6 protein-coding genes and 1 pseudogene are annotated in these 13,458 nt (G+C 57.0%); 5 read left to right on the forward strand and 2 right to left on the reverse strand.

Annotated features, from left to right (window positions below):
• Positions 1-68 precede the first annotated feature (68 nt).
• The 3 genes and pseudogenes from J3U87_RS22120 to J3U87_RS22130 all read left to right on the forward strand — a co-directional run bounded on the left by J3U87_RS22120 (position 69) and on the right by J3U87_RS22130 (position 4,305).
• Complete coding sequence (locus J3U87_RS22120) at positions 69-455, forward strand: hypothetical protein (protein WP_237377947.1); 387 nt, start codon at positions 69-71, stop codon at positions 453-455.
• A gap of 352 nt (positions 456-807) precedes the next feature.
• A pseudogene (locus J3U87_RS35330) lies at positions 808-1,494 on the forward strand (metallophosphoesterase family protein); the annotation flags it as partial.
• 105 nt (positions 1,495-1,599) lie between these two features.
• Entirely contained in the window at positions 1,600-4,305 is a 2,706-nt protein-coding gene (locus tag J3U87_RS22130) for an SUMF1/EgtB/PvdO family nonheme iron enzyme (RefSeq protein ID WP_237377949.1), read from the forward strand.
• A 327-nt stretch (positions 4,306-4,632) separates the two neighbouring features.
• Here the strand turns inward: J3U87_RS22130 and J3U87_RS22135 are convergent, their stop codons facing one another.
• Positions 4,633-5,133 (reverse strand): hypothetical protein, encoded by a 501-nt coding sequence (locus tag J3U87_RS22135; protein WP_237384550.1) that lies wholly within the window; start codon positions 5,131-5,133, stop codon positions 4,633-4,635.
• Positions 5,134-5,169: 36 nt separating this feature from the next.
• Between J3U87_RS22135 and J3U87_RS22140 the strand changes: the two genes are divergently transcribed.
• Both J3U87_RS22140 and J3U87_RS22145 read left to right on the forward strand, forming a co-directional pair.
• Positions 5,170-8,778 (forward strand): SUMF1/EgtB/PvdO family nonheme iron enzyme, encoded by a 3,609-nt coding sequence (locus tag J3U87_RS22140; RefSeq protein ID WP_237384526.1) that lies wholly within the window; start codon positions 5,170-5,172, stop codon positions 8,776-8,778.
• Positions 8,779-9,093: 315 nt separating this feature from the next.
• Entirely contained in the window at positions 9,094-12,615 is a 3,522-nt protein-coding gene (locus tag J3U87_RS22145) for an SUMF1/EgtB/PvdO family nonheme iron enzyme (protein WP_272932399.1), read from the forward strand.
• A gap of 343 nt (positions 12,616-12,958) precedes the next feature.
• On the opposite strand, the gene J3U87_RS22150 is transcribed toward J3U87_RS22145, so the two are convergent.
• Positions 12,959-13,321 (reverse strand): helix-turn-helix transcriptional regulator, encoded by a 363-nt coding sequence (locus J3U87_RS22150; RefSeq protein ID WP_237377951.1) that lies wholly within the window; start codon positions 13,319-13,321, stop codon positions 12,959-12,961.
• Positions 13,322-13,458 lie beyond the last annotated feature (137 nt).

Consider the following 13,458-nt stretch of genomic DNA (forward strand, 5'->3'; position numbering starts at 1 on the left):
GCTTTTTTGTGAGATGCTCGCTATCATGAGCAGTGCTACTTATAGTCATCTAGCCAAAGGAGTAGATCATGACCCAAAAGAACGAGATCTCAGATGTGCCAAAGGATCTTGACATCGAACCTGAACCTAACGAAATCGCTTGTCGCCCAAGGAAAAAACCGGGCAGACCGATGAAGTACACTGCCTTCCTCGAACGCTTGTCCTGCGAGGACCTTTACACCCCCGCCAAAATTGTCCGAGAGGGCCGGGAAGCGGGACTCCTCGATACCGCCGAGGACACGAAAATCCAATCCGTCAAAATCCGACATACGCTGGCCCGGCTGTCCCGGAATCGGGGCTTCCCGAAAGACGGCGACGGTATGGTGACGATCCCAGGTCAGGCAAGTGTTCCAGGATGGTATGGCAAGCGTTGGAAGACAACCCTCCCAGAGTCAAAAAATCATTCGGATTTATGAACCCACCCGCGACCCCTCGTTTTGCAACGACCCAACAGGCCCCTCCTTTTCGAGGGGCCATTGAGTTTTCCCAACTTTTCCGGATGCTTCCGCACCCAAGATTCATTGGGTGTTTCTTGCATCGAACCATCTTTACCAGGAGGTGAACGCCTAGAGGGCACCCATTTCGTATGGCCTTCAACGCTGCTCGGTCCTTGATGACAAGGAATACGTCTGACGTCATATCAGTGGATTTCTATCCCTGCGTATCAATCTCTGTGACAGGTTGGGAACCGTAGATTGGCGCGTTGACATGTTAAGATTTACCACCATTCTTGTTGAAACCAAATAAATCTCGGTGATTGGTGGATTCATGGAAAAAGCAGAACTCTCCTGGCTTCATCTCTCGGATTTCCATTTCGGAAAAGGGGAATCCTGGAAACGGGATCGCGTCCTCTCTTCCCTGGTTCGCGATGTCCTCGAGCCCCTGCAACGGGAACAAAGACTTCCGCGATGGGTTTGTGTTACGGGGGACATCGCCAACACTGGGAAAAAGGAGCAATACGAGGACGCGAAGGCTGAGTTCGCCAAGCTCGCCGCCGCGCTTGGCCATCACCCAAAGACCGACTGGTTCCTCGTGCCCGGCAACCACGACGTTTTTCGGGACGAAATAAAGCCAAAGGTGAAAAGGGAGCGGGCCAAGCTCACATACGAGGATATTGAAGAGGTCTTGACCGACTCTGAATTGTGTGAAGCCTACACGCGCCGCCAAGCCAACTTTTTCCAATTCACCGCGGAGTTCCTTGGGTCCTCCCGCGCCTTCACGCCAGAAAAGCCTTGGCAGGTGGAATCGAGACAGGTTGGCGACCTGAGGGTGGCGTTTCTTTGCTTGAATTCTGCGTGGCTTTGTCAGGACGATCACGACGCCAGGTGGATCGCGATTGGCGAGTACCAGGCCCATCAGGCAGTGGAGGAAGCCAACCAATTGGGCGCCGATCTAAAAATCGCGCTGTTCCACCACCCCTTTGAGGACTTGCGCGAGGACGACCGCAAGAAGGTGAAAAACGTCCTGACCGCCCCCGGAGGGTGCCAAGTTCTCCTACGGGGCCACCTTCACGAAAGTGACCTCGAGTTCTCCTGGTCGCCTGACAGTTGCTGGTTCCCCATGGCATCGGGTGCCTGTTGGTACGATGCCGAGCATGCCCACAGCGTGAACTGGGTGCGTCTCGACCTGGCAGCCGAAACCGTGGAGATCCGGATCTGGTCCTACAGCTCTGAGCGCAACGGGTTTTGGAAACCTGCCACAGAACTCTACCGCAACTTCAACGGAACGGTCACCAAACCCATTCCGGCTTCCTGGCACCTTTCCCCACTTGAATCGCCCACAGGTGGAGAAGAAACCGGAGATGGTGTCGCCGGCCCGAAACCCGCGACCTTTGCGGTGCCGATCGCCTACAAGGATCTCATGCTCGGCCAATACAGCGACTTAGACGCCTACTTCTCTAAAGACAAAGCCGGAAAACTCAATCTGGAGCAGGTCTTTGTCTCTCTGGAAACCGGGTGGCGCGAACCCGATAAAAATCGTGAAAGAAGATTGGCTGGGAAACGCGGTGCCGATTCCCAAGCAGATGAAGCGGAAGAGCCCGAGAAACCGCAACCCCAACCCTGTGAAAACCTGTGCCGTCACCCGACATACCGGCATTTCGTGTTGGCTGGCAAACCTGGCAGCGGCAAATCGACGCTACTCCGCTACTTGGTGGTGTCGCGCCTTCACCGGGAACCGGATCTGTTGCCGCTACACCTGCCGCTACGCGACATGCAGGCTTGGTTAAACCGAAAAAAAGGACATGCAGGAAGCCACATCCTCGATTGGGCCGCCGATACCTATGGGTCCCACGGGATCGATCGGGTGTTCCTCGAACGTCATACAGGGCAGGGCAAGATTCTTTGGCTGCTGGACGGGCTTGACGAAATCTTTGATCTGTCACTTCGCCTGCGAGCAGCGAAGATCATCGGCAATTGGTTCACATCCAACCAGGGTCGGGGCGACCGGCTGATTCTCACGACCCGTCCTCATGCCTTGGAACAAGCGAGAATCTTGGGGAACCTGGCGCTGCCGGACACGAGGGCGTCCATCCTCCCCCTCAGCGAGCCCCTCCAGGAAGCATTCCTGAGCCATTGGTTCCTGGGCCTGTATGGCCCGACGCGAAAAAAGACAGCCGACGAAAAAAAGCAGGCGCTTTGGCATCTCCTGGAGGGACGACCCGACCCGGATCCTTTCCGAGACAATCCGCTGATGCTCTCGGTGCTGGCGATCATTTTCTACAACGGCAAGACCTTGCCCGAGCGGCGGGCCGACCTATACGAACAAGCGGTGGACATGCTGCTGACACAAAGGTTCGGGCCCAACGAGAAGGACGGGAGCATCGAGAAAGTCGAGCAAATCATGCGCGGGCTGGGTTTGGTGGCGCGCAGACTGTTGGAGCGCGGAAGGGCAAGTGATGTGGGTTGCCACGATTTCCAAACCTGGTTCACGGAAGGATACGGACGGGGGAAGCACGGCGACCAAGAGGACGTAACCCCGCTGATTCGGGAGCTGGGCAACCATTCGGGTCTGCTTACGCAAAGTGGAGATGGACAACCGCGCTATGCCTTCGCACATCTGACCTTCCAGGAGTATCTGGCAGCCCGAAGTTATGCAAAGGACCGGGAGCCGAGCAAACTATTGCGGGAGCGATTGGGGGTGGGCACGTGGCGAGAGGTCGTGCTGTTGACGGCGGGCTGCCTTTTCGCCTTGGGGGCAGACTTTCGGGGGCAAGACTTCATTCGAGGAATATTCGCCTGCTGCGGTGACGGTGACACCTCAGCAGTCGGACTGAGCCTGGCGATGGAGGCGATGGCAGAAGCGCCGAATCACATTGATCTGCACGAGGACATTCAAAAGTCGAAGGCGTTGACGTTGGCTATTCTGGGAAATCGCGATAGCCAGGTACCCGAAGCGGCGCGGGATGCCTTGGGGCTGGCCCTTGGGAAATTGGGCGACCCAAGATTGGGTGTCGTGAAACCGGAGCGTTGGGTGTGGATCCCACTGGGGCGATTCACCATGGGCAGAAATGACGGCGATAAAGATGAGCAACCGGAGCATGAAGTCGAAGTGGACCGAGGGTTCTTCCTGGGGAAATACCCGGTCACCAACGAAGAGTACCGTGCCTTCGTCGAAGCCGATGGATACGGTGATGCCCGCTGGTGGAGTCGATTGGGGCGTTCGTGGTTGGAGAAGGAAGCCGAGGGAGTGAAGACGCCGGAGCTTTGGGAAGATCGCGCATTTAACGGCGCCAACCAGCCGGTGGTCGGGGTGAGTTGGTTTGAGGCGGAGGCTTACTGCAATTGGCTGGGTGCGGTTCTCGAAAAAAACCGACCAGGCGGATGGGCAGGGACTCCTCGTGTTTACATGCCCAGTGAAATCCAGTGGGAATACGCGGCGAGGGGATCGGCCGGACGCCGCCATCCATGGGGTGAGCAAGAACCCGACGAAATGGTAGCTAATTATGAGGGTCGGTTGGGCAGGACCTCGGCAGTGGGCATCTACCCAAGAGGCGCGACCCCGGAAGGCCTTCTTGATATGGCCGGCAACGTATGGGAGTGGTGTCGAACCCGTTATGAGGGCAAGGCCTACGCGTTGTCCACGCAGGAGAGGGAAAGCCTGATCATCGAAGAAATTGACCAATCTGCCTGCCTGCGCGGGGGGTCCTGGAGCTACGGGGCCAGGGGGCTCCCTGCCGCCTGCCGCCTCTGGTTCTGGGCTGGCGGCCGCTTCGACCTCGTCGGGTTTCGGTGTTGTTGTGTGGCGGGTCCGAGTGCCGAGCCTTGATCCTTGTTTTTTGTCGTGATGTGGTGACTCAAAAAGTGTCGACATCATAACAAAACTTGTCAACATGGTAACAAATGTGTCGACGTGATAACAAAAGTGTCACCATGTTGACAAATTGGGCACTTGGTATCACAAGCTTTTGCCACTGGTTCACCCCTTTTGTCGCCGCAGGGGACCGAAGTCGGCATGCCACATTCACTTCGCACCTTTGTGGATATGGTTTTGTAGAAAAACCCAAATTGCCCCAAACTAGATGAGGTTGTTATATTTTCTTCCACTCGGTTAATATTGTAAAAACGCAAACGGAAGGCATACATGGACCCTGGGTCAACGCTTGCGCTTGGACTCTTGACCAACTTGGTGACGGATGGCGTCAAACGCCGCATCCAATCCTTGACACCCCAGCTGGGTGAAGCAGCCTTGGGGCTGCCCAACCAATTGACCCTGCAAGCACGCTTCGAATCGGCGATGGCCTCGGCGCTGCACCACCTCCAAGACCGTCATCCCGAATATGCCGAAGACCAGCAGTGGGTTGTGGAGACCTTGCGTGACCAGGGTTTTGCCGAAGTCTTCTGGCAGGCCTACCGTTCCGGTTACGCCACGGCCGCCGACGAAGACTTGAGTGCCCTGTTCGCCGGGGTCGGCGGCACCTTCCGCAAGGAAATGGGTTTCGATCCGATCGGCCTGGCGAGGCACCTTCGCGAAGCCATTTCCATCGCGCTGCGGGAGCAACTCCCTGAGGTGGCCCAACTCCTCGAAGCCCATCAAGCCCATGAACAATTGACCGCTCTCAATGAGGTGATCGAAGCCCATTTCCAGCAAACCCATCAAGCATCACGGCATATGCAGAACGGCCAGGAGCAAATGGCTCAAAAGCTGGACGAGATCCACAGCAAGATTGAGCTCCTTCTGTCCGGTAGCCGTGAATTCCCGCAACTCGAACACATCCCAGATGGGACACCTACTACCGAAGCGGCGCACACCGAAACCAAGCCCTTGCGTTGCGAGCCCAACCTTTCCTGGCTCCATCTCTCCGACTTCCAATTCGGGGAATCGCCCGACTGGCGCCAGGAAAAGGTGTTGGCTGATCTAGCACGGGATGTAATCGAGCCGCTGAAAAACGATCGCGGTTTGCCCCGCTGGGTTTGCCTGACGGGTGACATCGCCGATAAGGGTCGACCCGAGGAGTACGACACGGCAACCCAAACACTCAACAGGTTGGCGGAGCATCTCGGCCAGGATCCCGTCACCGATTGGTTCCTGGTTCCCGGTAATCACGACGTGTACCGGCCCGATATCGGCAAGCGTTTGCGCCGAGAACGCGACGGACTGGATGTTTCCGATGTCAACCTCATCCTGGAGGACCCAGAGGAAATCGAGCGTTACGCAAAACGCCAAAAGGCTTTTTGCCAATTTACCGAATCGTGGCTCGGAGAAGACCGCAAATTTCGGACCGAGCGCCCTTGGACCGTGGAGATTCAAACCCTGGGCGATCTGACCATCGCCTTCCTGTGCCTCAATTCGGCTTGGGCGAGTCAAGACAAGCAGGACCAGTTCCACCTGGCCCTGGGCGACTACCAACTTTCGCAGGCCCTGGCCGAAGCGGATCGAGCGGGCGCCCATATCAAGGTCGCCTTGCACCACCACCCCCTTGAAGACCTGATGAAAGATGACGCCGAAACCGCCGAGGCGCGGCTCAAGGGCCCCGGCGGCTGTCACTTCGTGCTGCACGGACACGTCCTAAAACCGCGGTTCCGCAAAGTGGCACTACCCGACAGCGACTGTTTCGAGTCCGCCGCCGGCGCATGTCGGGTCGCAGCGGGGCGGACATGTTCCGTCAACTATATGGCTATCGACCCGGTCACCCGCGTCATCTATTTCAAAGCCTGGGCCTACAATCCGGATCGAGGCTTTTGGTACGCCGCCAACGACCTCTTTCGAGGCGTGGAAGGCGCATGCACATGGCCGATCCCCGAATCGTGGAACCTGCCTCTTTTTCGCCAACCGCAATCGGGCATTGACGACACTACCTGTAAAGACCAGCCAACCCGACCCTTCCACATCCCGAAAAGCTACCAAAAAAAGATGCTGATGAAGTTCCGCGACCTCCATGCCCAACTCACTCGCGACAAAGCGGGCAAGCTATCTCTGGAGGAGGTGTTCGTCTCGCTCGAAACCGCCTGGCAGGAGCCAGTCACAGAGAATCAAGCGGGGAAACGCCAAGAGCAGGCGGAGGGCCCAGAGAGAGGAGAGCCGCAAACGAGATCTTGCGAATCGTTGTGCGAGCACGAGGCATTCCGTCATTTCGTGCTTGCCGGCGATCCCGGCAGCGGGAAGACAACGCTTTTGCGGTTCCTCGTAGTGTCCCGCTTGACCCCGAAAAGCGAGCTGATGCCGATCCTGCTTCCGTTGGCCGAGTTCCAAAATTGGCTCCAGCCTCATCCCGGCCATCACGGGGGCCTTTTATTGGAGTGGGCGGCAGAAGTGTACGGTGAAAACGGCGTTGATGCAGCCTTCCTCGATACCTATGCAGGGCAGGGTCGAATCCTTTGGCTGTTGGACGGGTTTGACGAGATCTTCGACGAATCGAGCCGTCTGAGAGCGGCGAAAATCATTGGAAACTGGGTCAGCAGCGTACAGGGACATGGCGACCGGCTTCTGCTGACATCTCGGCCTCACGCGCTGGAAAGCTCTCTGGTTCTCACCAAGCTGGCGCTGCCCGACACCCAAGCCTCGATTTTGCCGCTGTCAAAACCCCTTCAAAACATCTTTCTCAGTAATTGGTTTCTGGGCTTGTTCGGCAAGAACAGGGAAGAAGAGGCCGAGGCGCGGCAGGGGCAGCTATCGGGTATCCTCGAAGATCGGGAGGGCCTCGGCCCTTTCCGGGAAAACCCAATGTTGCTTTCGATCCTGGCGATCCTGTACTACAACGGGGACGAACTGCCGGATCGCCGCGCCGACCTGTATGAGCGGGCGGTCGAGGTTCTTCTCTCCCAGCGGTTTGGTGCCAACGCCAGCGGAGGGAGTAGCGACAAGGTTCGGCAAATCACGCGGGCGCTGAGCAGGGTGGCACGCAACCTGATGGAAGCGGGAAAAGGAAAAGAGATCGGGGAGCGCCAGTTCCGCGAGTGGTTTGCGGTGGGTTACGGTAAGGGAAAAAGCGGGGCGCAGGAAGATCTTTCGGGAGTGATCCGCGAGCTGGGAAACCATTCGGGCCTTTTGAAATTGTCGGGTGCGGTGCATCCCCGTTACGCGTTTGCGCATTTAACGTTCCAAGAATTCCTGGCGGCGCGTTCCTATGCGAACGATCCGCAGCCCAGCATTTCCTTGCGGGATCGTTTGGAGGAGGGCGCTTGGCGTGAGGTGATCCTTTTGACGGCGGGGTGTCTGTTCGGTCCAGGTCCGGAATATCACGGGCCAAATTTCATCCGGGAACTGTTCGCGGAGTGCGATAGGGGCGAACATTGCGGGCAAATTTTGAGCCTGGCGATGGAAGCGATGGCCGAGGCGCCAAGTCACATGGACCTCTCCGGAGAGATCGAGCGGGCCAAGAAGCAAGCGCTTTCGATCTTGCAGGACCGAGAAACCACCGCGAGCGAAAAAGTCCGAGACTCGTTGGGCCTATCGCTGGGAAGGCTGGGTGATCCAAGGCTGGGATTCGAAAAGCCGGAACGCTGGGTGTGGATCCCGCCAGGACGCTTCACCATGGGTCGAGACGATGGGTTAGACCATGAGAAGCCCGCTCACGAGGTGATGGTCGAGCATGGCTTTTTCCTGGCCAAGTACCCGGTGACCAACCAGGAATACGGCGAGTTTATGAGAGAAAAAGGTTATCAGAACAAGCATTGGTGGAGTCCACTGGGATTGCGATGGCTGGAAGAGCGAGGCGAGGATATTTCTGAGCCGAGGCATTGGAAGACGTCGCGGTTTGGGAAACCGAACCAGCCCGTGGTAGGGATAAGTTGGTTCGAGGCGGAAGCCTATTGCAATTGGTTGTCGGCCCACTTGGCGTCGGCGCCGCCCCAGGGTTGGCAAGGCCTTCTAGAAGTGAGACTCCCGAGTGAAATCGAATGGGAATATGCGACACGGGGCAGGGAAAGTCATTCTTACCCTTGGGGGGAAGATGAACCAGACGACCGGTTAGCGAACTTTGGAATGAACCTGGGTCGCTCCTCTGCCGTGGGTGTTTATCCAAAAGGTGGGACACCCAGCGGTTTGTTGGATATGGGCGGGAATGTGTGGGAGTGGTGCCGAACTCGCTTTGAGAAGAAAGCCTATGGTATGCCGTGGGAAGCACGGCATCGGCTGATTATCGAAAAGATTAATCATGTTGCCTGCGTGCGCGGGGGGTCCTGGCTCAACAGGGACTGGGAGCTCCCTGCCGCCTACCGCATCTGGTTCACGGCTGGCAACCGCGTCTTCCTCGTCGGGTTTCGGTGTTGTTGTGTGGCGGTTCCGAGTGCCGAGCCTTAATGCTTGTCTTTTTGGTATTTGGTGCGCTTATTGAAGAAAAAATTAGGGGTAATTCGATATCTTCTGTCCGTGGGTGGTAGACCAAATAGTGCAGAAGAGATTGAGGAAACGATTTGAAATGGCAGCACCCCTCTCGACTGAAGAGCCGGAGCGGATGCTGCATGGTTGATGGGGCACCATGCCGCTTTGACCAGCATGAGCCAAATGGACCTCGTCGATACCATTGGAATGGAATGTTGTTATTGGTATTTATGCTAGTATTTATTCACCGGATAAACCCACAAAGCAAAATTACTAGAAGATTGAGAGGGTACCGTGGATGGCCGCTTAGAGCATGCATCGGAAATATCTTGGCTCCACCTCTCCGATTTCCACTTTGGCAAAGGCCAGGATTGGCAACAGCAGAGGGTGATGAACGCTTTGCAGCGCGATGTCATCGGTGCTCTGGAAAAGGACGACTTACTGCCCAATTGGGTTTGTATCACGGGCGATATCGCCAACAAGGGTTTACCCACGGAATATGCGGCGGCCGTGAAGGCCTTTGACAAGCTGGCGAACGCCATGGGGCACGACCCCGTGCGTGATTGGTTCCTGGTGCCGGGCAATCACGACGTGAATCGAAACTCGATTGGACCATTTCAGAAAAAGCAACGTCAACTTTTCGACCGTGAGACGGTAAACGAAATCCTCACCAATGCTGGTACCCTGTCCTCATTCGCCGAGCGTCAATCACCATTCTTTACCTTCACCAAGGACTTTTTGGGCGCCGAGCGTGCCTTTACCGCGAAACAACCTTGGCGGGTGGAGATTCGCGAGGTTGCCGGCTTGACCATAGCGTTCCTGTGCCTCAACTCGGCATGGGCCTGCCAGGACGATGAGGATGCCCGGCGCATTGCCCTGGGTGAATATCAAGTCCAGCAAGCCTTGAACGAAGCCCGCGACCGCGGAGCCCATCTGAAAATCGCGTTGTTCCACCACCCGTTTGAGGATCTTCGCGAGGATGACCGCGTAGCCGTCAAGGACCTCTTGACGGCGCCTGACGGCTGCCAGTTCATGTTGCGGGGGCACCTCCACGACAGTGAGCTGGTCTACACCAAATACCCCGACAGCGACTGCTTTCCCACGGCTGCCGGGGCCTGCTGGGTCGATTCCACCTACCCGCACCGAGTCAATTGGACCCGACTCGATCTGGCGAATCGCCGCATCGACATGCGGGTGTGGTCCTATGCCCATGAGCGGGCCGGGCATTGGGCGCTCGACCGCCGCCTCTATCGAAACGGCTTCGACGGCAAGATCAGTTGGCCGATTCCCGATTCTTGGAGGCTTCACCCAGGACATTCGCCGCAGCCCCCGAAAGCATCTCCGTCGATCCCCTCCACTTACCGACGCTGGGTGCAATCGAGAGTGACCTATTCGGAATCGTTGAACCTCGATGAAGGCTCCAAAGAGGTTCGCTTGGCTGATCTGTATTACCCGCTGGATACCTCGTGGGAAACGCCGGAGGAAGAAGCCGAGCGCAAAAAAAAGGAAGAGCAGGCAGCAAAAGAGGCAGACCGGAATGCGCGTCTCGACCAAGGACGCGGTGGTGTACGGCGACCCCTGGACGATCTTCTGAATTTCGATGACCACCGGCACTTCCTCATCAAGGGCGATCCCGGATCGGGCAAATCGACATTTCTGAAGTACACCGCTTATCGCATGCTGACAAACGAGGCATCCCCCTGTCATCCGATCTTGCTGGAACTGAAAGACTTTGCCGATTGGCTGGACCTATCCGACAAGCCTGCCACCGCTGACAGTCTCCTGCTCTGGGCCGAAGCTGAATTGACGTCATTCGGGATCAGCCGAGAGACCTTGGCAAAGGAAAGCCAGGCAGGCCGGCTGTGCTGGCTGCTGGACGGCTTGGACGAGGTGTTCGTGCCGGAAAAGCGCTTGGCGGTCGCCAAAATCCTCGGCCAGTTCAACCATTGCCACGGTGAGGCGGCGCGCGTTTTGATCACGACGCGGCCCCACGCGTGGGCCCAAGCGGGGATCCAGGAAGCGTTATGCCTGGCGGGCCGAGTGGCTCCGCTGCTCTCCCTCAGCCAAGCAGGGCAAAGGAAATTGCTGATCAAATGGTTCGAAGGGGCTTCGCCAAACCAGGGTGAGGACCTCCAAAAGAACCTGGCCCGGCGGGCCGGCGGCCATCCTCGAATTCGGGAAATGATGGAAAACCCGCTGTTGCTGACGGTGATCGCCACCATTTTTCACGCGGGCAAGAACCTGCCGGAGTATCGGGTGGAATTGTACGAACGAGCGATCGACGTGCTTTTGACCAGACGTTTCGGCCATGAAGCGGAGCACCAGAATTCGGAGCGGGTTCCGATCACTCGAGGATTGAGACGGGTAGCGCGGGCGATGTACGAACACAACCGAGTGCGAAGCGTCCCGCACGAGTTGTTCGTGTCCTGGTTTCGGAGTACCCATGACGATGAGGAGAAAGCCGCGGCATTGGTGCGGCGGATCGGGGCGCGTTCGGGGTTTTTGAGGGCACGGGGTGAGCCACCGGAATATGCCTTCAGCCACCTTGGTTTCCAGGAGTACCTGGCCGCTTTGGGATTCGCAGCGGAAGCGGACCCCTTCGCCGTGCTGGAGAAGCACTTGGATCAAGGCGCTTGGGAAGAAGTTATTCTGCTGACGGGCGCCTACCTGGCCAAGGCGGGTACTCATGGTGGGGAAACGTTCTATGCAGGGTTAGTGGCTCGAGCAGAGAAGGAACCGGAAGCCTTGAAGCCTTTATTGCTGGCGACCAAAGCGGCAGCGGAGGCACCGCAAGGGACCGTGGACGCGGGCGCGATCAGGATTCTGCAGGACCGAGCCCAAGCATGGATCGCAAATGGAAAGGGAGAGCCCGAGGCACGCCAAGAATTGGGCCTGGCTTTGGGGCGGCTGGGTGATCCTCGTCTAGAGAGGAACGAATCGGTTCAGTGGGTCAAGGTGGCCAAGGGCAGTTTTATGATGGGATCGGAGGCGGAAGAGGACTCCCAGCCCATTCATCGGGTGACGATCAGTCGAGATTTCTACCTATCGCGGTACCCGGTGACCAACCAGGAGTTCGCGGCCTTCATGAACGATAGGGGCTACGAAACCGAAGGCTATTGGAGTGTCAGAGGTTGGCGTTGGCACACGCAAAGCGAAGCCGAGTTCGAAACGTGGTGGCAGGCCTTCCGCGAAAAACACGAGTTAGAAGAACAGGTTCGGAAATATTTCCAACCAGGGCTTCGTGAACCGTTTTTTTGGAACGAATCAAAGTTCAATGGGCGAAACCAGCCAGTAGTGGGGGTTTCCAAGTATGAGGCCGAGGCTTATTGCGGTTGGTTGAAGGGACAGTTGGACCGTGAGCCGACGGCCTGGTGGAAAATGGGGGAAATGGAAGTGCGATTACCCCGGGAAGCGGAATGGGAATACGCGGCGCGGGGACCCGAAGGAAGGACCTATCCGTGGGGAGATGCGATACCCGACCGTACCCGGGCCAACTATGACGTGGCATTGAGAAACACCAGCGTGGTGGGGTTGTACCCCCAGGGAACTACCGCCGAGGGTTTGTGGGATATGGCGGGCAATGTATGGGAGTGGTGCGAGGACGATTGGAAAGAGGACTATCGAGCGCGGGGCGAAGAGGCCAGAGATCCCGTGGGAAGGGTGGATGGTGAAAATGCCTGCCTGCGCGGGGGGTCCTGGTTCAACAGGGCCAGGGGGCTTCCTGCCGCCTGCCGCTTCGGGCGCAGGGCTGGCGTCCGCGGCAGCGGCGTCGGGTTTCGGTGTTGTTGTGTGGCGGTTCCGCGTGCCGAGCCTTGATGTTTGATTATTGGTTATTGTTCTTTTCCGGGTTTGGTTTCTGTGAAGCTCTAGAGGTTTTTTTCCAAAAAATGGGGTCATAGGGGCGTAGCCCCTATTTTTCAGGGCGCACCAAAAGTGTCATCATGGTGACACTTTGTTAGCATCTTTGTCACCACGGTGACACTTTTGTCATGTACTTTGTCAACGTATTGACAAATTTGTCACGAAGGTGACACCAAGAGCTGGTAATGCAAGCCCAGGGTCGATGGATGGCAATAGCGTGGCCAATACCGACTTGAGGGAAGCAATTGAACCCACCGATCGAAAATCTTATAGATGAGTGGGGCACACCCTCTCCCCACTACCCTACCTGGTCCTCGGTTTCGACGCGGCATTTGGCCAAGTAGATTTCGATATCCAGGCGCTTGTAGACGACTCGGCCGTTTCGGCTCCGGCTCAACTTGTGGTACGCCGGCCCGCGGCCTTCGTGTCGGAGTTGCTGGAGGGTCTTGACTCCAAGAGGATACTGGGCGGCGACTTGACTTTCGCTTAACCACTCGGGTGGGACTGCGGCCTGATCGATGTCCTCTTCGATTTGGGCGATGATGCTCCTGACCGATTCAGGATCATTGCGGACTTGGGAAAGCAGAGCGGCGAATCGCCACAAACATCCTTTGATCGTGCTGCGCTTCAAGACTTGATATTGTTTCTTTTTGTTGCTCATTTTATTTCTCCGTGAGTCAAATGAGCGTCCTTTTTACCTCCATGCCAGTCATTAGTATACGCGAATACAATTGGGAATGGCGAAAAAAATTTCATTTTTTCCTGATGGTTCTTTCTTTCATGGCCTCCACTCGGTTT

It is taken from the genome of Sulfidibacter corallicola (genome assembly GCF_017498545.1).
Classification (GTDB): Bacteria; Acidobacteriota; Holophagae; order Acanthopleuribacterales; family Acanthopleuribacteraceae; genus Sulfidibacter; species Sulfidibacter corallicola.